General features: G+C 58.7%; 18 protein-coding genes and 1 tRNA gene. 16 read left to right on the top strand and 3 right to left on the bottom strand.

Annotated elements, in window-relative coordinates; translation table 11 throughout:
- Window positions 1-24 precede the first annotated feature (24 nt).
- The 6 genes from AB5Z20_RS03820 to AB5Z20_RS03795 all read left to right on the top strand — a co-directional run bounded on the left by AB5Z20_RS03820 (window position 25) and on the right by AB5Z20_RS03795 (window position 6,233).
- The gene (locus tag AB5Z20_RS03820; protein WP_368156309.1) at window positions 25-1,668 is read left to right on the top strand and encodes a rhamnosyltransferase WsaF family glycosyltransferase; all 1,644 of its coding nucleotides are present in this window, start codon (window positions 25-27) and stop codon (window positions 1,666-1,668) included.
- Between the two features lie 134 nt (window positions 1,669-1,802).
- On the top strand, window positions 1,803-2,702 hold the full coding sequence (gene rfbA, locus AB5Z20_RS03815) for a glucose-1-phosphate thymidylyltransferase RfbA (protein WP_368156307.1): 900 nt from the start codon (window positions 1,803-1,805) through the stop codon (window positions 2,700-2,702).
- Window positions 2,703-2,726: 24 nt separating this feature from the next.
- Window positions 2,727-3,338, top strand: coding sequence for a hypothetical protein (locus AB5Z20_RS03810; protein ID WP_368156306.1), 612 nt, complete (start codon window positions 2,727-2,729; stop codon window positions 3,336-3,338).
- 28 nt (window positions 3,339-3,366) lie between these two features.
- Window positions 3,367-3,549, top strand: coding sequence for a DUF6718 family protein (locus AB5Z20_RS03805; RefSeq protein WP_368156304.1), 183 nt, complete (start codon window positions 3,367-3,369; stop codon window positions 3,547-3,549).
- Between the two features lie 12 nt (window positions 3,550-3,561).
- Window positions 3,562-4,581 (top strand): dTDP-glucose 4,6-dehydratase, encoded by a 1,020-nt coding sequence (gene rfbB, locus AB5Z20_RS03800; RefSeq protein WP_368156303.1) that lies wholly within the window; start codon window positions 3,562-3,564, stop codon window positions 4,579-4,581.
- 164 nt (window positions 4,582-4,745) lie between these two features.
- A complete protein-coding gene (locus AB5Z20_RS03795) occupies window positions 4,746-6,233 on the top strand; it encodes a sugar nucleotide-binding protein (RefSeq protein ID WP_368156302.1) in 1,488 nt (495 codons plus the stop codon).
- Between the two features lie 188 nt (window positions 6,234-6,421).
- Here AB5Z20_RS03795 and AB5Z20_RS03790 read toward each other — a convergent pair whose 3' ends face one another.
- Both AB5Z20_RS03790 and AB5Z20_RS03785 read right to left on the bottom strand, forming a co-directional pair.
- Window positions 6,422-7,999, bottom strand: coding sequence for a DUF4012 domain-containing protein (locus tag AB5Z20_RS03790; RefSeq protein ID WP_368156301.1), 1,578 nt, complete (start codon window positions 7,997-7,999; stop codon window positions 6,422-6,424).
- Window positions 8,000-8,548: 549 nt separating this feature from the next.
- A complete protein-coding gene (locus tag AB5Z20_RS03785) occupies window positions 8,549-10,540 on the bottom strand; it encodes a glycosyltransferase family 2 protein (RefSeq protein WP_368156299.1) in 1,992 nt (663 codons plus the stop codon).
- Window positions 10,541-10,734: 194 nt separating this feature from the next.
- Between AB5Z20_RS03785 and AB5Z20_RS03780 the strand changes: the two genes are divergently transcribed.
- The 6 genes from AB5Z20_RS03780 (at window position 10,735) to AB5Z20_RS03755 (ending at window position 17,160) form a co-directional block, all read left to right on the top strand.
- On the top strand, window positions 10,735-11,871 hold the full coding sequence (locus tag AB5Z20_RS03780; RefSeq protein ID WP_368156298.1) for a glycosyltransferase family 2 protein: 1,137 nt from the start codon (window positions 10,735-10,737) through the stop codon (window positions 11,869-11,871).
- Between the two features lie 270 nt (window positions 11,872-12,141).
- A complete protein-coding gene (locus AB5Z20_RS03775; RefSeq protein WP_368156296.1) occupies window positions 12,142-12,954 on the top strand; it encodes an ABC transporter permease in 813 nt (270 codons plus the stop codon).
- Window positions 12,955-12,963: 9 nt separating this feature from the next.
- Entirely contained in the window at window positions 12,964-13,719 is a 756-nt protein-coding gene (locus AB5Z20_RS03770; RefSeq protein ID WP_368156294.1) for an ABC transporter ATP-binding protein, read from the top strand.
- A 1-nt stretch (window position 13,720) separates the two neighbouring features.
- The gene (locus AB5Z20_RS03765; protein WP_368156293.1) at window positions 13,721-14,836 is read left to right on the top strand and encodes a glycosyltransferase family 2 protein; all 1,116 of its coding nucleotides are present in this window, start codon (window positions 13,721-13,723) and stop codon (window positions 14,834-14,836) included.
- Between the two features lie 8 nt (window positions 14,837-14,844).
- On the top strand, window positions 14,845-15,903 hold the full coding sequence (locus AB5Z20_RS03760) for a glycosyltransferase family 2 protein (RefSeq protein WP_368156291.1): 1,059 nt from the start codon (window positions 14,845-14,847) through the stop codon (window positions 15,901-15,903).
- 21 nt (window positions 15,904-15,924) lie between these two features.
- Complete coding sequence (locus AB5Z20_RS03755) at window positions 15,925-17,160, top strand: glycosyltransferase family 4 protein (protein WP_368156290.1); 1,236 nt, start codon at window positions 15,925-15,927, stop codon at window positions 17,158-17,160.
- Window positions 17,161-17,276: 116 nt separating this feature from the next.
- Here the strand turns inward: AB5Z20_RS03755 and AB5Z20_RS03750 are convergent, their stop codons facing one another.
- Window positions 17,277-18,239 carry a glycosyltransferase family 2 protein gene (locus AB5Z20_RS03750; protein WP_368156288.1) on the bottom strand — a complete coding sequence of 321 codons (963 nt, stop codon included), beginning with the start codon at window positions 18,237-18,239 and terminating at the stop codon, window positions 17,277-17,279.
- 122 nt (window positions 18,240-18,361) lie between these two features.
- Between AB5Z20_RS03750 and AB5Z20_RS03745 the strand changes: the two genes are divergently transcribed.
- From AB5Z20_RS03745 to AB5Z20_RS03730, 4 genes are all read left to right on the top strand, one after another.
- Window positions 18,362-19,030 (top strand): ABC transporter ATP-binding protein, encoded by a 669-nt coding sequence (locus AB5Z20_RS03745; RefSeq protein WP_368156287.1) that lies wholly within the window; start codon window positions 18,362-18,364, stop codon window positions 19,028-19,030.
- A tRNA-Arg gene (locus AB5Z20_RS03740) sits at window positions 19,008-19,081 on the top strand. The genes AB5Z20_RS03745 and AB5Z20_RS03740 overlap by 23 nt, the downstream gene beginning before the upstream one ends.
- Window positions 19,082-19,330: 249 nt before the next feature.
- Window positions 19,331-19,645 (top strand): AAA family ATPase, encoded by a 315-nt coding sequence (locus AB5Z20_RS03735; protein ID WP_368156285.1) that lies wholly within the window; start codon window positions 19,331-19,333, stop codon window positions 19,643-19,645.
- Between the two features lie 292 nt (window positions 19,646-19,937).
- Window positions 19,938-21,041, top strand: a complete 1,104-nt coding sequence (locus AB5Z20_RS03730) for an AAA family ATPase (RefSeq protein WP_368156284.1) — start codon at window positions 19,938-19,940, stop codon at window positions 21,039-21,041.
- Window positions 21,042-21,151: the final 110 nt, after the last annotated feature.

The following is a 21,151-nucleotide window of genomic DNA, read 5'->3' as shown; positions in this document are numbered from 1 at the left end:
CCTGGAGAGCGTCGGGGGCTCATGATGAACAAACAAGATGGACTAGTTGCCGCGTGGTACGTACCCACCCCCACTATGGGCGGCGGTGGATTTCGAACCATTCTCCAAAATGCCGCCGCGCTCTCTTGCCGTGGATATCGCAATGACTTTTATGTGATTCCTCCAGAAAATAAAGTTCTTGATCTTTTGTTCGTCGAGGAGTCTTGTTTAGCGTGGTTTGGCATGGCTCCTGATCGTTGGCTCCTTGCAGGTGCTAATGAGGAAGATCGAACTCTTTCCATTGCGACGTCCTGGGACACTGTCGAGTATCTGGCTTCGAGTTCACATGGCGCTCCTGGCTTTTATTTCGTTCAGGATTATGAGCCTTGGTTCTTCTCCTTGGATAGCAACTTTCTTGCTGCGGAAAACACGTATCGCCACGGGCTTCGAGTTGTCACCATTGGCAAGTGGCTCGCGGGAAAAATAGACAGAGAATATGGCAGTGTGCTTGGATATACGGACTTTGGCGTTGGTCCGTCTTACTATTCAGAGAACCTCGGCTGCCGTGAAAACTCGAAGCCGGCTTCAGAGCACGCCGTATGCGCTATTTATCAGCCTGAAAAGGGACGACGCGTTGCTCCTCTGCTCGTGGAGGCAATTCGCGTTGCACTGGAGCTCGATCCATCGCTTACGTTTTATCTGTATGGCTCTGATGCCCCGGTGCCCATTTCCGATCATCGCGTGGTGTCGCTTGGCTTGATTTCTACCGATGAATGCCGCGAGCTCTACTGGCGTTGCAAATGCGGAGTATCGCTCAGTATCTCAAATCCCTCACGCATTCCTTTCGAAATGATGGCGTGCGGGCTTCCCGTCATCGATCTCTACCGGGAGAACAACCTATTTGATTTTAGGGACGGTAGTCTTCTGCTTGCGCGTTCGGATGCAGCTTCCTTGGCAACGGCGATCGTGTCGCTGGCTGCAGATAGGGAGAAACAGGATAGTCTGCGCAAGGGAGGTCTTGATCTTGTTGCCGAGCGAACGGTTGCTTTAGAGTCTGATTGCTTTGCGAACTTGGTCTGTTCTGATCTGGGCGCGGGTGGTTTTGATGGCGCCTCAATCCGTCAGACTTATACTTGCGCACCCGTTGAGGCATCTGACGAGGCTCTTGCTGTCGAGCGTCGCCTTGTCGAAGAGTCGCACCGCTCGCGTGCGGAAGCGTGTGTACCTGTTATTTGGCCTGACTCTGGCATTTGCGTTAGCTTTACATCATTTGAGCCCGCTGGCGATGCGCGTTTAGTTGTTTGGTCCATGGGGGATCAGTCGGATCTTCAGTGGTTTCAGATGGATGGGTCTGATGCGGATTTCCAGGTGCTTGTTGACCGGGAAGATGGCTGGGACGTCGGATGTCGAACCTACAACTTTCATTTCTACATCAACGCAAGCAAGGGTGAGCCCGTGTTTGCCGGTAGCGCTGTTGTCCCGCTGTCTCCTGATGTGTCTGTGGGGAAGGTCGAAGCTGCTGTTCCAATCTTGGGGGGAGAGGTGCGAATCGCGGAAGCGCCTATCACGAACCTCGTCTGCGGTGAGCCCGTTTCCGATATCGATGATACTGATAGCGGGGCTAGGGAGACGTTTCCTCGAAGGCTTAAGGCATGGGTGGATCGCTGCATAAAGGGCGGGGTTGCGTAGAGTCGGGAAGTAGATCGACGGACGGGCGTGCTCGACATTGCACCTCGTCCTACTTTTGTGCAGCTTCGCAGCCCGCGTGCCCTCTCGCGTATACTAGTACCAACTGTGTACGCCCAACTTTGGAGGTCCAATCTATGAAGGGCATCATCCTCGCGGGCGGCTCGGGCACGCGCCTGTACCCGCTCACGCTCGTCACCAGCAAGCAGCTGCTGCCGGTCTACGACAAGCCGATGATCTACTACCCGCTGTCCACGCTCATGCTGGCGGGCATCAAGGACATCCTGGTCATCTCCACGCCGACCGACCTGCCTAACTTCGAGCGCCTACTCGGGGACGGTTCCCGCTTCGGCGTGAACCTCTCCTACGCCGAGCAGCCCTCGCCGGACGGCCTGGCGCAGGCCTTCACCATCGGCGAGGAGTTCATCGCCGGCGAGCCGTGCGCCCTCGTCCTCGGCGACAACATCTTCTACGGCAACGGCCTGTCGCGCCACCTGACGCGCGCCGTCCAGAACGCCGAGTCGGGCCGCGCCACGGTCTTCGGCTACCACGTGGACGACCCCGAGCGCTTCGGCGTCGTGGAGTTCGATGCGCAGGGGAGGGCCGTCTCCATCGAGGAGAAGCCCGCCGAGCCCAAGAGCTCCTATGCCGTCACCGGCCTGTACTTCTACCCGGGCGACGTGGCCGCCAAGGCCCATAAGGTCCAGCCCTCCGCCCGCGGCGAGCTGGAGATCACCACGCTCAACCAGATGTACCTGGAGGAGGGGACGCTCTCCGTCGTCACCCTGGGCCGCGGCTACGCGTGGCTGGACACCGGCACCATGGAGAGCCTGCACGAGGCCGCGGAGTTCGTCCGCGCCGTGGAGCACTCCCAGGACCTGCCGGTCTCGGTCCCCGAGGAGATTGCCTGGGAGAACGGCTGGATCACCACCGCCGAGCTTGAGGAGGCCGCGACGGCCTACGGCAAGTCGGTCTACGGCCAGCACCTGAAGAAGGTCGCCGCCGGCGAGATCGTCAACAGCCCGCGCGAGTACTAATTGCCCGGTGAAAGGGGGCGAGAGATGATCGACATTCTGGAGCGCGATGGCCTCTCCGTCGAGCTGCTCTCATCCCTTTCTTATAAAAGCGAGCTAGGGATATCGCTTAAGAAGAACCTGCACTATTTTGATCGGGACCTCCTGCTTGATGAGCTCTTTCGAGCTAATGAGTGGTATCAAGGCCAATCGGCATTGGTTGACTTGCCTATAGACAGTCGAATTAAATCTCTTCAGTCTATCAAGCTTAAGTTAGACCGTTATTGGCCCGATCATCAAGTGCGTAAAGTCTTTAATGACCTTCTCGGCTTTCGATCCATTGTTGATTCTTATGAATCCGTTCTTGCGTTAAGCGGTTCTGATTTTAAAGTTGTTGATCTATCTGCTGGAAAAGCCATAGACGACGGTTATCGTGGCGTTCATCTCTATTATGTGCGTGAAGCTCGCTGCTATCCGATAGAGCTTCAGTACAATACTTTCTTTGATAGGCAGTTAAACAACTGGCTTCACAAGTATTTGTATAAGAAGACCGCTGATTCGAAGATTGGTGCCTTCTTGCGAATGCGCTACGAGGCCGGTTTGATTCATGATGAAGCTGAGTTCAGAAGGGAGTTGGCTGATGCGCTATCTGGTTGCTAAGTGGTTTTCTAAGCAAGGTTCGCTGGTAATGGCCGTTAAACCAGGCAAGGAGCTTGTTGAGATGATGCGAAGGGTACAGGGTCGTTTTGGCACGTCTGACCTTCAGCTCGTTACCATCAGTCGTCCTTCTGCATACGGCGAGTACGAACCGTTTGAGTTTGTTCATTCCGAAGAGCAGCTTGTGGAACGCCTTGAGCAGCAGGCTGCGTAAATAAGGAGAATAATGTCTGAGATTTTTGAACCTAAGAACATCATCGTCACGGGCGGCTGCGGCTTCATCGGCAGCAACTTCGTGCACTACGTGGTGAACAACCACCCCGGGGTGCACGTGACCGTCCTGGACAAGCTGACCTACGCCGGCAACCCCGAGAACATCGCCGGGCTGCCCTCCGACCGCGTGGAGCTCGTCGTGGGCGACATCTGCGACGCCGCGCTGCTGGACGAGCTCGTCCCCGGCCACGACGCGATCGTGCACTACGCCGCCGAGAGCCACAACGACAACTCCATCGCCGACCCGGAGCCGTTCCTGCGCACCAACGTCGAGGGCACCTTCCGCCTGCTGGAGGCCGTCCGCAAATACGGCATCCGCTACCACCACGTCTCCACCGACGAGGTCTACGGCGACCTGGCGCTCGACGACCCGGCCAGGTTCACCGAGGAGACGCCCTACTGGCCTTCGAGCCCCTACAGCTCGACCAAGGCGTCCTCCGATATGCTAGTGCGCGCCTGGACCCGCACCTACGGGCTGCGCACCACGATCTCCAACTGCTCCAACAACTACGGCCCCTACCAGCACGTGGAGAAGTTCATCCCGCGCCAGATCACGAACATCGTCGATGGCGTCCGCCCCAGGCTCTACGGGAAGGGCGAGAACGTCCGCGACTGGATCCACACCGAGGACCACTCCTCGGCCGTCTGGGACATCCTGACCAAGGGCCGCATGGGGGAGACCTACCTCATCGGCGCAGACGGCGAGAAGAACAACATCACCGTCCTGCGCATGATCCTGGAGGCGATGGGCCGCGACCCCGAGGACTTCGACTGGGTCGCCGACCGCCCCGGCCACGACCGCCGCTACGCCATCGACAGCACCAAGCTCCAGCGCGAGCTGGGCTGGAGGCCGGCCCACACCGACTTCGCCGAGGGGCTCAAGGCCACCATCGACTGGTACGTCGAGAACGAGTCCTGGTGGCGCCCGGCCAAGGAGGCCACCGAGGCCCGCTACCGCGCGCAGGGCCAGTAAGTTACCACACTGACCGAGGGCGCTGTCGCGAACTACTCGCGGCGGCGCCCGAGTACGCGAGACGCCTTCTCGGCCCGTGCACGGCGAGCTCCCTTGCGGACATGGGGATGATCCCGGGGGAGCTCGCCGCGCACGGGCCGGGACTTTGGAAAGGAACGGACCCTATGGCAGAATTTGAATTCGAGAAACAGCTCACCGTAACGGAGACCGGCATCCCCGGCCTCAAGGTGGTGGACCTCCCCGTCCACGGCGACAACCGCGGCTGGTTCAAGGAGAACTGGCAGCGCGAGAAGATGGTGGCCGCGGGCATCCCCGACCTGCGATTCGTGCAGAACAACATCTCCTTCAACGACAACAAGGGCGTCACGCGCGGCATCCACGCCGAGCCCTGGGACAAGTTCATCTCCGTGGCCACCGGCTCGGTCTTCGGCGCGTGGGTGGACCTCCGCCCCGGCGCGGGCTTCGGCAAGGTCTTCACCTGCACGCTGGACCCCTCGCGCGCCATCTTCGTGCCGCGCGGCGTGGGCAACTCCTACCAGGCCCTGGAGGACGGCACGGCCTACACCTACCTGGTGGACGCCCACTGGTCGCTCGAGCTCAAGAAGACCTACACCTTCGTGAACCTGGCCGACCCCGAGCTCGCCATCCAGTGGCCCATCCCTCTGGAGGAGTGCGAGCTCTCCGAGGCCGACAGGGCGCACCCGATGCTCGCCGACGCCCTGCCCATGGCCCCGCGCCGCACGCTCGTGACCGGCTGCAACGGCCAGCTGGGCCGCGCCGTGCGCGCCATGGCCGAGGAGCGCGGCCTTAACGGCTCCTTCGACTACTGCGACATCGACACCTTCGACATGTCCGACCCGGCGGCCTACGGCAAGTTCGACTGGTCGCTCTACGGCACCGTCATCAACTGCGGCGCCTACACCGCGGTGGACAGGGCGGAGACCCCCGAGGGCCGCAAGGCGTGCTGGGCCGCCAACGCCACGGGACCGGCGCTGCTCGCCCGCACGTGCGCCGAGCACGGCATCGCGCTCGTGCACGTGAGCTCGGACTACGTGTTCGACGGCACCGCGGAGCTGCACTCCGAGGACGAGGCGCTCTCGCCCCTCTCCGTCTACGGCCAGTCCAAGGCCGCCGGTGACCTCGCCGTCGAGTCCTGCCCCGCGCACTACATCCTGCGCTCCAGCTGGGTCATTGGCCGCGGCCACAACTTCGTGAAGACCATGCGCGCTCTCTCCGACCGCTGCGCCGACGCCGGGGACGCCCTCGAGCGGGTCACCGTGGTGGACGACCAGGTGGGCCGCCTCACCTTCACCGAGACCATGGCCGGCGCCATCTTCCATCTGCTCGGCTACCGCGAGGGCGACATGGAGCCCACGGCCCCGGCGCCCTACGGCCTGTACAACTGCACCAACTCCGGCGACGCCGCCAGCTGGGCCAAGATCGCCGCGGCGGTGTTCGATCGCGCCAACGGCAACGGCGGCAGGGTGGTGCCGGTCTCCACGGCGGATTATTACGCCAACGCCGCCGGCCCCATCGCCCCGCGCCCGGAGCACTCCGCGCTGGACCTCTCCAAGCTCGATGCCACGGGCTTTGCGCCCGCAGACTGGCACGAGGAACTCGACGTGTATATGGACGAGTTGTTGGCTGAGTAAGCTGTTTCTCATTCTTGTTAAGCTTGCTTGCACGTTTAACCTTCGGGAGTACGCTATTCCTGTAGTGTCGTTAATAGCTTACAAGGCATGCTTTAGATTTCTGCTAAAAGGGGAGGGTGCCCAATAGAGCCCCCTCCCCTTTGCGTGTGGAATATGTTGGAGCGGCCTAACCTGATCGCGCAAAAAGCCTACTGCCAGCCAGCAACTTCCTGGGCCGTGGGGGTGGTGCGTACGGCAAGCTCCGTCTGGGCATCCGTGGACGTGGTTATCGTAAACGTCAAGGTCTCCTCTTCCTGCGGGGCGAGCTGGACCTGTCCGCCGTATTGCCAGACCTGGCAATTACCGTACTTGGTCTCGGCATACGTAGTGCCGGCGCTGGACTGGATGTTTGAAATGGTTCCGTTGGCCGGCGCGTACAGCGTTACACCGTAGATCATGTTGCCGAGCGCCTTGAGCTCCGGGTTGTAGCCGGAGATGTAATGCGTAAGCGTCTGGGCCTCTTCGGTCGTGCAGTTGTTCTTTACGCGAACGGTAACGTCGTACGTCTTCGACCCGTCTGCATTTGCAGTGCCCTGGCCAACCTCGATATGGGAGCTTAGATACCAGCTCATCTTTGCCCAGGTGTTGTCATCAATATAGACGCCGAGCTCGGGAACGGTGCTATCTTGCGAGACAGCACCCTCGAGACCGAGTTTAGCGTTCGCATTCTCTTCGTCTGCGTTTTCCATCCATACCATCACGCGGCCGGCTTTGGCGTCCTTGGCCACGGTTTCTATGAGGGCGGTAAGATCGACCTTGCCCAGATTGCTCATTACCTGCTTAGCAGCTGCGCCAGCAGCTTCTTCAAAGTATGGGTCTTGATCCGGAACGGCTTTTTCGAGGTACACGTTGCGGAGGAGAATTGTTGCGGCATTGGTGCCATCGATGGTGGAGCCATCGCTGAGCGTAACCCCGCCGGTGAGTGCAAGCAGGTGCTGCAGGAACACGGGATCGACCGCTATCGCTCCGTTGGCCACATCTCCCACGCGGTCCGCCCAGAGGTCGCGTACGTGCATTCCGGTAGAAGACCAATCGGGGTTCGTGGTGATGAGCTGGGGAATCTTGGTGTAGCCGTTGGGATACATCGTCTGTTCGACCTCGGTGGTGGGAAGCGTTCCCTCGCCACCGTTGAGCTTTGAAATGCCGGAGAATTCACCGAGCTCGATCTTGCCGTTCGTGACGGTGAGTAGACCGGTGGAGCCGGGGAAGCCGCCCGTGGCGCGTAGCTCGGAGTTGTTCTGGGCAACTACGACATACGTACGTGTTTGGCCATTTGCGCCGAGCATCTGCGGCAGGTACGGAGCGACTGCCGATGCGGCGTTTACGGTGTCGTTGAGGGTGGCTACGAGGGGCTTGGCTTTTTCAAGAGCTGTCTGTAGCTGGGCGATGTGCGCGTCGGGGAGAGCGCTCATCTCTTTCGCGGCCTTGTTTATAGATGGCTTGGAATTTGAGAGAACGGTGCACACGTTGGTTAGCAGGTTGATGTTGATGGATCCGTTTTCGGTAAAGAGGGTGTTGAGGCCCTGACCCTTGAGCGCCTCCGCAACGGGCGTGAGCGCGTCGTTTGCAAGCGTATCGAGCGTTGCCGAGATGGTCTGAACGGACTTCACATCGCTCCCGAGAACCGGAATAAAACTCGCGATATTCCAGAGTGCACTCGAGGTGGTCGAGTGCATGCGCCCGGCCGCGGCATCGATGTTCTGAGCAGCATCGAGCACGCCGTCCATGTTTCCGGTTTTTACGGTTTCTGAGGCACTTTGCGCGCTGGCAATAATGGAGTCTGCATCCGTTTTAACGTCCTTGACTTGACTGAGGAGGACAGCTCCGGAGGCGCCGCAAGCGACGAGCAGAGCAACGACGATGCCTACGACGATGGGCCAGCGCTTCTTCCTGCGAATCCTTTTGCGCTCGAGTGGTTCTTCATCGTAGTGAAGATCAAGATACGGAAAGTGAACGTATTGGGCGGTATCGCTGGGAGAATTATATGCTTCGAAAGCCCGGGGCGCCTCCTGTGCCTGCGGTATTGTCCCCGTGTCGTCAAGAGGCTTGAAGCGTTTGCCATGGTATTTCGTTGTTGTTCTCAGTATCGCTGGAATTGTGGTATTCGTTGCTGTTGGAGAAATGAGACCCCATGTGCCCTCCTATAGTTTTGTTCCAGTCCAATAGTATACGTGCGGGAGGGCTTCATGCAGCGTCTTCAATAGATGATGCATGAAATATTATGAATATCGTATCAGTAGCGCATCGAATGTTCGCCATGCTGAATATCGAGACGTTTATCCCAAGATGCGGTGCTTGATGCTAGAGAGAATGCCCCTAGTGTAGATTCGCTTGGCTTGGGCGTCCTCATCGCGCTTGATATCGAGACGCGGGTAGCCGCTCGTGTACTCTACGTTGGGATTGGCGAGCACGTCTTGGCGCATGGCGGGGAAGCGGCGCCAGAGCTCGGCAAGGCCCGTGGCGCTTCCATAGATGGCGTTGAGGTTTGCGGCCGCTACGTAGGCGCTGCCGTGGGTGGTGGCGCGCGCATGAGGGGTGCCGAGGACGAGCTTGTCTTGCTGACGCAGGAGGAACGAGAGCTCCATTACCTCGGTTTGGAGGTTCCCGTATTCGTGGAGCTGACCGGCAATCGTTTCAAGATCGCTGCGCCGGATCATGAAGAGGTCGGGGCTTGCGGCCGAGAAGTTGCACGTTGCCTCTGCAAGGCCGTTGTAACCGCCGCCCATGTTGTCCGTGAAGTTGCGGTTGGGGGCAACGGGGGTTCCGTCCGCGAGGAGCACGGTGCCCGCTTGTGCGATGAGACCATCGGGGTAGAAAAGCTTGGGCGAGACAATGCCTACCTCGGCTCGGCAGAAGTAGGCCGCAGTGGTTGCGATGCAGCTCTCGTCGTCGAGTTCGATCATGTCGGTTGCGAAGGCGATGAGGTCTGTATCCAGGGTTTCGAGTGCCTCTCGCGTCGCCGCCCTGAGGCTCGCGGGGTTCAGGATGATGCTTGTATTCGAGATGCCGTGCGCATTACCAACAGATTTGAACAAGCGCGTCGTGTCTTGCGTGTTGTTGCTCAGAATGGCTAAACCCACGCGTGGAGGGCGCGATGCCTTCTTGTAATCCACGTGGTACACGCAGGAATTATGGGTTTCTGAAACGTGAGTTTCAATGCCTCGGCGTGAGAAATGGTTCTCCAGCGCCGTGGCTCCGGCAAGAACGGCGTAGGGCTTGGACTCCATGACGCCGCCGTTGGTGGAGCCGGCGTGCACGCGCCAGTGGTAGAGGACCTCGGGAATGTGGCAGATGCAGCGGGCGTGCTCCACGGCCTTGAGGGAGAGGTCGTAGTCCTGAGCTCCGGAGACTTCGTCGGGCGACAGCTCCACGCGGTCGAGGATGTAGCGGTTCACCATGAGCATGTGCACCATGTAGTTGTGCGAGTAGAGTAGGTCACGGTTGAAGTCGGGCTTGAAGCGCGGGGCGTAGCCGGCGGCGTCGTCTTCCTCGAAGTTGTCCTCGTCGCAATAGAAGAGGTCCGCATCGGGGTGCTCGGCGGCGAAGGCCATGTAGCGCTCGAGCACGTAGGGGGAGAGCGTGTCGTCATGGTCGGCAAAGGCCACATAGTCGCCCGTGGCGGCGCGAATGCCTATGTTGGTATTGCCGGCGATGCCTAAGTTCTCGGGGAAGTCAATGGTCTTGATGCGCGGGTCCGCGTAGGTGGCCAGTACTTCCTGCATGCCCTCGTTGTCCGGGCTCGCATTTACCAGCACGAGCTCCCAGATCGTATAGGTCTGCGCGAGCACCGAGTCGATCATGTCGCGCAGGTAGGGCAGCGGCGTGTTGTAGAGCGGGCAGATGATGCTCACGAGCGGGTGGAAGTCTGCGGGAATGGAGCCTTCCGGCAGGGGCTGGGGCTTGGGATAGCTCGCGTACGCGCCGTCGATGCTGGGATTCACCATGTCGAGGTCGCGGCGGATACGCATGCGCTCGCGGCGCCTGCCCGTCATGGTATCGAGCGACATGTCCTGGTAGGTGAGGTTGAAGTTGGCGGTGAAGCCATCGGCCTTGACGGAGAGGACGGGGTTGGCTCCTTTGGCCTGGGGCTCCAGGATGAAGAATTCCGCGTGCGCGTTAAGGGGCGTACCGCTCTTGGCGGTAAGGGCAAAGTCCGCGGGGTTGGGCAGCGCGTTTCCGCAGCCCTTCAGCTCTGCCCGGTAGACAACCCGGTCTCCATCGGCCTCGAATACTTGGTCGATGGTTGCGGTGATGGACGAAGCGGCCATGTGGATATCCGATCTGCAAATGTGCCAGAAGAGCCGGGGCTTCGGTGTTAGTCCGCGGCGAGAGGTTTTGTGATTCGGGTCAAATGATAGCAAAAGGGAGAGTGTGCGGGGCTTCCTTGGTATCCTTGTTCAGATAAGAATGCAGCCCGGCGCTTAATGCGCTTTGCCGTCGTGTCCCTGAAAGGTCGTCTTGCATGAAATCCGACGCTTCCGCGCTCGTTTCCGTCATCATTCCCGTGTGCAACGTGGAAAAGTATCTCGCCCAGTGCCTGGAGAGCATCTGCTCCCAAACGCACCGTGAGCTGGAGATCATCTGTTTGAACGATGGCTCGAAGGACGGCTCCCTAGCTATTCTTCGCGAGTTTGAGACGCGCGACCCGCGCGTGATCGTTGTTGACAAACCCAACGAGGGCTACGGCGCCACGTGCAACCGTGGCTTAGAGATGGCTCACGGCGCGTGGGTTTCCGTCATTGAGCCGGACGACTGGATCGACTCGGCCATGTACGAGCGCATGCTCGCGCGCGCGGCCATGGTGGATGGTCCCGTGGACATCGTCAAGTGCCCGTGGATCGACGTGCACGATTGGGACGACCCGGACATGCAGTACGAGCAGCAGTGCGTTCTGGCGCACCGCCTGCCCAACACCACGCGCCCCGTGACTCTGGTCGACCTGCCCATCATGGTGGAGCAACACCCGAGCATTTGGAGCGCCATCTACCGCCGCGACTTCTTGAACGAGTGCGGCATCCGCTTTGTCCCGTACCCGGGCGCTGGCTGGGCGGACAACCCGTTCCTCATCGAGGCGTTCTGCCAGGCCAAGGCCATCATGACGTTCGATGAGGCCTTCTACCACTACCGCTGTGACCTTCCCGGCGCTACGTACAACCACAAGAAGGACAGTGCCGTGGCCCTGCCCTTCGACCGCTGGTGTAACATGACGGACATCCTTGAGCGCCTGCACGTGACCGACCTCGGTATCCTCGAGGCGCACTATATGCGCGGCTTTAACTACATCCACGGCGCAATCGTGGACGATGGCTGGGAGAACCCCATCGTGCAGGACGGCACGCGCCGTGTGTTCTCGCGCATGGATACCGACATCGTGCTCGGGCATCCCAAGCTTTCACCTAAGCGCAAGCGCTTCTACCTGGAGCAGATGGGCATTACCGGCCGCCACGTGCCGGTGTGGCCGCGCGTGAAATACTTCGCAAGCGAGACGGCATTCTTCGTGCGAACCAACGGCGTTGGCGGCCTGGTGCGTAAAGTGGGCGGCTTTGTGAACGGCAAGCAGATTGCCCGCGCCCGTGCGAAGGAGAACGCAAAGGGGTAGGGGGTCCTGCTTTTGTTTTCATGAGCGAAGCCGACGAAGACGGTGAAGACGAAGGATATCCGGAGGCGCTGCGGCCCGGTGCGAGATTCTTCGACTGCGGTTTAACTGTTCGCAGGGACATGATGGAAATGGCCTGCAGGGCCCCCGACTCTCCTGATTGTGTGCAGCTCGCCGGGGCGAGAAATCGCGCAAGCGCCCCTGTGTTAACATATGTTCTTCGGCAAGGGCGGCATCTGCCGCTAACGTGCAATCAATAGGGAGGCGTCGTCGGTGTCCTCACAGACTCTTGCAACCGAAAAGGCCCCGCGTCCGTATAAGAAGGATCTGCTCATCCTCGAGCAGCTCGTCACCAAGGACTTCAAGCTCAAGTACCGCCGTAGTTTCCTCGGCGTGTTGTGGAGCGTTCTCAACCCGTTGCTCATGATGATCGTCATGTCCATCGTGTTCTCTTACATGTTTGGCAGCAACGTCCCCAACTTCCCGCTCTACCTCATCGTGGGCAACGTGACGTTCTCGCTCATGAGCGACTCCACCAACGCGGCGCTCACGAGCATCATCAACGCCGCGCCTCTGCTCAAGAAGGTCAAGGTCAACCGGTACATCTTCCCGGTGCAGAAGGTCTTGTTCGCGCTCGTGAACTTCGCTTTCTCGCTCATCGCCGTGGCCATCGTCATGCTGTTCTTCCAGGTTATGCCCACGTGGCACTTCATCTGGCTGCCCCTGTGCCTGTTCTTGCTGATGCTCTTCTGCATTGGCGTGGGCCTGGCCATCGGCGCGCTCTCCGTCTTCTTCCGCGACATCATCCACCTGTGGAGCGTCGTCATTATCGCGTGGACCTACCTCACGCCCATCTTCTGGGATCTCTCCTTGCTTATCGACAAGGGCGCCCCGCACTGGATCATCATGCTGGTGAAGATTAACCCCATGTACAACTACCTCGAGTTCATGCGTGACATCTTCCTGTGGCAGCAGAACCCCACGCCCACGGTGCTCCTCATGTGCATCGCGTGGGCCATCATCGCGCTCATCATCGGTATCTTCGTGTTCAAGAAGACCGAGCACAAGTTCATTCTCTACGTCTAAGGCGGCACCATGGCAGACGCTATCAACACTGAATACGCCATCGAGGTCGACGATGTCACGATGGTCTTCAACATGGCCAGCGAGCAGCTCAACTCCCTCAAGGAGTACTTCATCAAGCTCGTGCGCCACGAGTTGTTCTTCAAGGAATTCCATGCTCTGGAGCACGTGAGCTTCAAGGTTAAGAAGGGCGAGGTCATCGGCCTGGTGGGAACCAACGGTTCCGGTAAGTCCACCATGCTCAAGATTATCGCCGGCGTGCTCGAGCCCACGAAGGGCACCGTGACGGTTCGTGGCAACATCGCACCCCTCATCGAGCTGGGCGCTGGTTTCGATCTTGAGCTCACGGCGCGTGAGAACATCTTCCTCAACGGTGCGCTTTTGGGTTACTCCAAGCAGTTCATGGAGGAGCACCTGGACGAGATTGTGGACTTCGCCGAGCTGCGCGACTTTCTCGACATGCCTATGAAGAACTACTCATCTGGTATGGTCGCGCGTATCGCGTTCGCCATCGCCACCGTGGTGGAGCCCGACATCCTCATCGTCGATGAGACGCTCTCCGTGGGCGACGTGTTTTTCCAGCAGAAGTGCGAGCGCCGCATCCAGAGCTTCATAGATTCCGGCAACGTGACCGTGTTGTTCGTGAGCCATTCCATCGAGCAGGTGGAGCGCATCTGCACCTCCGCGGTGTGGATCGAGAAGGGCCACGAGCGCATGATCGGTCCGGTGGACGAGGTCTGCGCGGCTTACAAGGCGCAGTTCGACTAACATGTCCGGCGCGTGCGACAAGGCGGCGGAGCGGGGCGTCGACGCCCGGCCGTTGTTCTCGATCATTATGCCGTGCTACCGAGTCGCGGCCTACCTACCCTCCGCCATCGCGTGCATCCGCGCGCAGACGTGTGCGGACTGGGAGCTCATCTGCGTGGACGACGCTTCTCCCGATAACGTCGCGGAGCTCGTCGAGTATGCTGCCGCCGAGGATCCGCGCATTCGCCTCGTGCGTCATAAAGTTAACCATGGTCTCGCCGATGCTCGCAACACCGGCATCTCCGCCGCCCGCGGACGCTACGTTTGGATGCCCGATCCGGATGATGCGTACGCTCCCGACCTGCTCGAGCGCTGTGCCGAGAAGATCCGTTCCCAGGCCGATGCGGAGGCCAGGACCGACGTCGTGGTGTTCGGACTTACCGAGGAGCTCTTCGATGCGGACGGTTCCGTATACGGTGCGCACGACATCGTGCCGGCGCTCGACGGGGCTTTTTCGGGCTCCGATGCGCACGCGCAGGTTCTCGACCTCGAGGACCGCACGCTTCTGGGCTATGCGTGGAACAAGGTCTACCGTGCGGAGGTGCTGGACGGCATCGCGTTTGAGACCGTTCCCCTCATCGAGGACATCGTCTTTAACGTTGCGGTCTTTAACCGCGTTGAGAACCTTGCGCTCGTTGCGCGTCCCTTGTACCGCTACGAGAAGCGCGTGGCCGCCAACCTGACGGCCAAATTCGTGCCCGAGTACTACGAGGTGCATCGCCGCCGCATCGACGATGTATACCGCCAGCAGGTGTCGTGGGGCCTCGATTCCGCCGATGTCCGCTCCCGTCTCGGGGCTCGCTATGCGCGCTACATCTTGTCCGCGCTCGAGCGCAACTGCGATGCGCGCGCGGGGCTAAACTATGCGGGCCGCGTGGCCTTCTGCCGCAGCGTCATGGACGACGATCTCTTTGGTGCGCTTGTCCTGAGTGCGCGCCCTCGGGGCGGGGCAGCCCGTGTGGTCGTGGGCCTCCTCAAGACGCGCAGCGCCCTGGTGTGGTGCGCCGTCGGTCGCATCATCCACCTCGTGAGGTCGCGCGCCGGCCTCGCGTACCGTAAAGCCACGTTCTCCCGTTAGGAGCCCTCGTGCCTAAGAACACGTTCGACGCATCTGCGCCACAGCTCACCATCGCCGTTCCCGCGTACAACGTTGAGTCTTACCTCGCCCGCGGCCTCGAGTCCTACCTCGACCCGCGATTCGTGGGCAAGCTCGAGGTCGTCGTGGTGGACGATGGCTCTACCGACGGCACCCGTGCGCTTGCGGAGGAGTTCGCCGCGCGCAGCCATGGCGTGATCCGTGTCATCTCCAAGAAGAACGGAGGCCACGGCTCGGCCGTGAACGCCGGCCTGGCCGAGGCACGCGGGCGCTATTTCCGCGTGGTGGACGGCGACGACTGGGTGAACACGGACGGTATGGCCGAGCTACTCGAGCGTCTTGCCGACCTCGATTGCGACCTTGTGGTAGACAAGAAGCGCGAGATCGACATGACTTCTGGCGAGGGGCTTCCGTTCCCGCTCGCCAAGGGCGTTGTCACAGGTCGCGTGCTCGACTTCTCCAGCGTTCTCACCAACGGCGACACCGTGTTCCAGATCATGATCCACACGCTCACAGCGCGTACTGATTACCTGCGCGGTATCGGCATCCATCTGCTCGAGCACACCTTCTACGAGGACTACGAGTACGTGGTCAAGGCAAGTGTGCCCGCCTCCACCATCTGCTACCTCGATATCGAGGTGTACCAGTACCTGGTGGGCAACGAGAACCAGTCCGTGAGCCAGGCGAACTACGTGCGCCGCTGGGACGATCACGACCGCGTGGTCATGGAGCTCCTGGGCTACCTTGAGCGCTGCGAGCACGGTGAGGTGTGCGCCGCGAGCGGGGAGAAGCTTTCGAATGAGTCCGTCTGCTACATGCGTGAGAAGGTCCACCTCATCGTGGACACGCACTACAACATCGCGTTGCTGTTCGATGAGGACCGCCGCCGTGGGCGTGCGCGCGCCAAGGCGTTCCGACGCGAGCTGAGGCGCGCGGACATAGACCAGTGGGCGCGCGGCGAGCAGCGTTACCGTATGGCCATGCTCCTCAACCGCTTGAGCTTCTCGTACAACTCCATCAAGCGCTTGGTCTCCAAGCGCCGTCACTAGCACGCTATCAAGGGATGATCCATGAGCCGTAAACCGCGCATAGCCATATTCAGCGCCGACGCCAAGCTTGGCCACGAGGTCAAGGGTGCCACGCGTTACACGTTCCTCGCGACGCTCCTCGTAGAGCGCGGCTTTGATGTCGACTTCATCACGAGCGGTTTCCAGCACTGGGAGAAGCGCCAGCGTGATTTGGCGACGTTCGACACGAGCATGCACGCGTTCAACGTGAAGTTCATTGCCGAGCCGAGTTATCCCGCCAACATGTGTCCCCAGCGTATCTGGGCGCACCATGTGATGGCCAAACGCGTGACGGCGTACTTCGATGCGGACCACGACTACGATCTCATCTACTGCCAGATTCCGCCCAACGACGTGACGCTCGCCGTGGGACGGTCCGCAAAACGCTACGGCATCCCCTTCGTGGTCGACGTGAACGACCTGTGGCCCGAGGCCTTCCGTATCGCGCTCGACGTTCCGGTGCTCTCCGACATAGCGTTCGCTCCGTTCGAGCGCCAAGCTCGCCGCGCGTACGCGTTGGCGGACGCCGTGGTGGGTACGTCCGACGAGTACGCCGCGCGCCCTTTCCGCGACCGCGCCGAGGATATCCCCAAGCTCGTGGTGTACGTGGGTAACGACCTCGATGAGTTCGACGCGGGCGCCGCTGAGAACGCCGGCTCCGTGAAAAAGCCCGAGGGCGAGGTCTGGGTTGCCTACGCGGGTAATATCTCGGCGCTCTACGACTTGGAGACGCTCGTCGAGGCTGTGGCGATAGCTGCCAAGTTGTATCCCGAGCTCAGGCTCAAGATTCTTGGCGATGGACCCGAGCGCGCCTCCGTCCAGACGGCAGTTGAACGAACAGGAGCGCCTGCTGAGCTTTTAGGCTATATGCCGTACCGCGTCATGGCGGCTTGGCTCAAGGCGTCCGACATGGTGGTCAACTCGTTGGTGGCGAACGCGCCCCAGAGCGTGCCCACCAAGATCGGCGATTACCTGGCCTCGGGACGTCCCATGATCAACACGTCCATGAACGCTGAGTTTCGCGAGAAGGTCGTGCGTGACGGCTTTGGCGTGAATGTTGTGCCGGGTGACACCGAGGGGCTCGCCAGGGTGATCTGCGAGCTTGTCGAGGACGAGGCGGGACGCGCGCGCATGGGTCGCGTGGCGCGCGAGCTCGCGGCGGCACAGTTCGACCGCCCGCATTCCTATGAGGCTACCGTCGACCTCATTCGGAGTTTGATCGCCGAGCGCTCGAAGTAAACCGCACGCGGCCGCTCGTGCGCGAGGCGGATTAAATGCTGAAGGCTGGCAAATAGGCCCACCTCTTTGCCAAAGTTGTGTGAGAAGGAGTACCAACCGAACGGCGTAGGGGCGGTTTACCTCGCGTTCGTGTTGTCGTTGCGATAGTCACCGAAGGCGTATTTGCTATACACATTGACTTCCCACTGCTTTTTTTCGACCTTTGCCACGGAGTTGAGGATAAAACCAGTCGCGAGACTTAAGCCACACAGGAACATAAACGATGCGGCGAGCAGGGCGGTTGGGAAGCGCGGAACAAGACCGGTCTGGAAATACTCGACAATGATGGGAATGCCCAGGGCAAGACCGATTATTGCAAACAGGAGCGCAACGAGGCTGAAGAATTTGAGCGGGCGGTAGTCCTTGAACAGCGTGCCGATCATGGCGACGACCTTAATGCCGTCGCTGACGGTATTAAGCTTAGATTCGGATCCTTCGGGGCGATCGCGGTACTCAATAGGCACATCCTTGATGCGCCAGCGGTGGTCGACGGCGTGGATGGAAAGTTCTGTTTCAATCTGAAAGCCCTCGGAAAGCACGGGGAACGTTTTGACAAAGGGACGGTTCATGGCGCGATAGCCCGTCATGACGTCATCGAAGCTGTATCCGTAAATCCATTTGATCATGGCACGATCCAGATTGTTGCCAAAGCCGTGGAAGGCGCGCTTGTTTTCCTCGGCGTAGGTGCCGTTGGACAGGCGATCGCCGACGGTCATATCGGCTGTACCATTAAGAATGGGCTCGCAGAGGGCTTTTGCCGCTTCGGCGGGGTAGGTGTCGTCGCCGTCGACCATGAGGTAGCAATCGGCGTCGATATCGCGGAACATCTGACGGCAGACATTGCCCTTTCCCTGTCGGGGCTCAAAGCGCACTGTGGCGCCGTGTTCCGTTGCGATGCGCGAGGTATCGTCTGACGAGTTGTTATCGTATACATAGACCGTCGCCTGCGGAAGCTCGCGGTGGAAGTCGTCAATGACTTTGCCGATCGTGAGGGCTTCGTTGTAGCAGGGGATAATGACGGCAATAGATTCAGAATTCACTCAATGCTCCTTTGATATTCAATCGTAGAAAGTATAGCCGTTTGGCCCTGGCATCCTGAGATGTAGCCGTCTTCCACAAGTCCGAGCGCAAATTCATTTTCTACATCTAAAGGAATGCTGTGATGACTGAATCTGTTGTTGATAACAACGAGCAGCCTCTGGCTGTCGAGGCCGACGCCACCACCATGATCTTTAACATGGCGTCTGACTCGCTGACCAGCCTCAAAGAATGTTTTATTAAGCTCGCTAAGCATGAGTTGTTCTTTGAGGAGTTTAGGGCGCTTAAGCACATCTCGTTTGATATTCACCGCGGTGAGGTCGTGGGCTTGGTCGGTACTAATGGTTCCGGCAAGTCCACGATGCTCAAGATTATCGCTGGTGTGCTCGAGCCTAGCGAGGGCAGCGTTAAGGTTCATGGCAACATTGCACCTCTGATTGAGCTTGGAGCTGGCTTTGATCCCGAGCTGACGGCACGCGAGAACATTTATTTGAACGTTGCGCTAGTCGGCTATACCAAGGAATATATCGATGCCGACTTTGATGGCATTATCGAGTTCGTTGAGCTGCAGAACTTTGTCGACATGCCGCTCAAGAACTTCTCTTCGGGTATGGTTGCGCGCATCTGCCAGCGTGCATTTGGATTGAGAAGGGCGACCTTCGTATGGACGGCCCGGTCGATGAGGTATGCAAGGCATACCGCGAACAGTTCAAGTAGGTTATACTTATTTGCGCTTGGCGGGCTCGCGCTTGCTTGGCGTGTGGTTATTTGCTCCATTAGCTCAGTTGGATAGAGCAGGGGACTTCTAATCCCAAGGTCGACGGTTCGAATCCGCCATGGAGCACCTTTTGTTTAATAAGCTCAGCTTTTGCTGGGCTTTTTTGTCCACAAATGCGAAGTTGAGCTACTCTGTTTCTGCGGGCTCCACGATTTATGAGTTATGTAGCAATTCCAGATTCTAAGACAGGGGCCGCTTGCGTTTGGCGGTTAGCCATCGACATCCTTACACTAACGCTGACTCGAAAGGCCTTATCTCCTGCCCATTTTTCTCTGCACAATTGAAGTCTGAAGTGGTTGGCCATACGTTGTTGTTATGATCGATGAGATTGACCTTCATTTGCATCCCCGCTGGCAGGCGCGGATTCTCGAGGACCTGGTTCGCATATTTCCAAACGTACAGTTTTTAGTTACAACGCATTCACCTGTTGTGGTGGCGTCGGTACCTCGCGGTAACATCCGCATTCTTGGAGAGGACGCTGCAACGGTGCCTGCTATGGAAACGCGTGGACGCGATGCCGGGGATATTCTCAACACCGTCCTGGGAGCATTCTCTCGACCTGAAGAGGCGGCTCGATTGTTCGATTTGTTCCAAGAGGGTCATACGCAATACCCCCGATACGACGTTTAATTACACAGCGTTGCTCGGAGAGAGCAAGCGAGAAGTTCTGGAGGCCTTGCTTGCGGAGCAGGGCCATCTCTGCGCTTATTGCACGTGCAGGATCGGCGTTGGTGATCGTCTGGCTACGATTGAGCATTTATTTCCACATTTTTGTTTCGTTGGGTTAGTTTTGCCTGAATGTATCCCCTAATTCAATGAATTCTCTTTACATTATCGATTGTATAGCCGCTTATAAAGCTATATATACATATATACTAGTTTATAAATCTATATAAGCGACGTTTGCCTGAGGATTCTGGTTATGGACAAAGCCAAGTTCTACAATCCATTTCGTCCGACCGCCGGTGCGGAGCCTCCTCGAATCATCGGTCGTGATGATATCTCTCTCGAGTTCGTGGAGGGTCTCATGTCCGGCGTTGGCGCCCCCGCACGTCTTATGCGAATTACAGGCCCGCGCGGGTCGGGGAAAACGGTTCTTCTTTGCGATCTGCGCGACCGAGCGATTGAACTGGGTTGGAAGGCCGTTGTTGTTTCGGCTGGTCCGCGTTTGTCGCACGATCTTATGGAGCAGATTCAAGACCAACTGACTTTTTCCTCCGCTTCGCTTGGCGTTAACGTTGGTATTGCTTCTGCCAAGTTGGACATTTCTTCAAGCGAAATGAGCCTTCGGGCAAAACTAAAGCAGATTGCACAGGGCTCAAAGGGCCTGTTTATCGCTGTTGATGAAGTCCAAGATGCCCCAGTTGAGGAAATGCGCATTATTGCCTCAACAGTTCAATTACTCATTGGGGAGAAAGCCAACATCGCTCTTGCCTTTGCCGGATTGCCATCGGGCGTTATGGATCTCATTAACGGCAAGGCACTTACTTTTCTTCGCCGCGCGGTTCCTGAAGACCTTGCTCCTATCAATCAAATCGAGATTGCACTTTCTTTGAGTGATAGCTTTAACGCGACCGGTCTTTCTCTCGACGGGGATTTGCTATCAAAAGCGGCGAGAGCAACAAAAGGTTATGCGTATTTAGTTCAACTTGTTGGGTATTCAATCTGGCAGCGCGCCAACCTTCATCGGGAGAAATCAACTCTCGTTACTGAGCGCGATGTTGATGAAGGTATCCTACTCGCCGAAGCGCGTTTCCACGACGTGGTTCACGAGCCTGCAATTTCTGGTCTTTCCCGTAATGAAATCAACTACCTGTATGCCATGTGCGAGGATAGTAGGCAATCCAAGACATCGGATTTAGCCAAACGCCTTGGTAAAAAGACGAGTGAGCTGAGTTCTGTTAGGGCCAAGCTGCTTTCACGAGAAGTAATCCAGGCGCCTCAGAGGGGCTATGTTCAATTTACTGTGCCGGATTTGGACGAGTATCTCAAAGATAATAGAGATGAGATTCTATCGAGGTATTAAAGCTCCAGATTAAAACCTCGAGATTAACCGTACAACGATTGAGGGCGATTCACGGTAAGGTGCCGTGAGCCGCCCTGTTCGATTTGCTTCTGTTTGCCCCTCATCCTCAA

Source organism: Collinsella aerofaciens (genome assembly GCF_040910245.1).
Taxonomy (GTDB): Bacteria; Actinomycetota; Coriobacteriia; order Coriobacteriales; family Coriobacteriaceae; genus Collinsella.
This window is presented reverse-complemented; position numbering and strand designations above follow the sequence as displayed.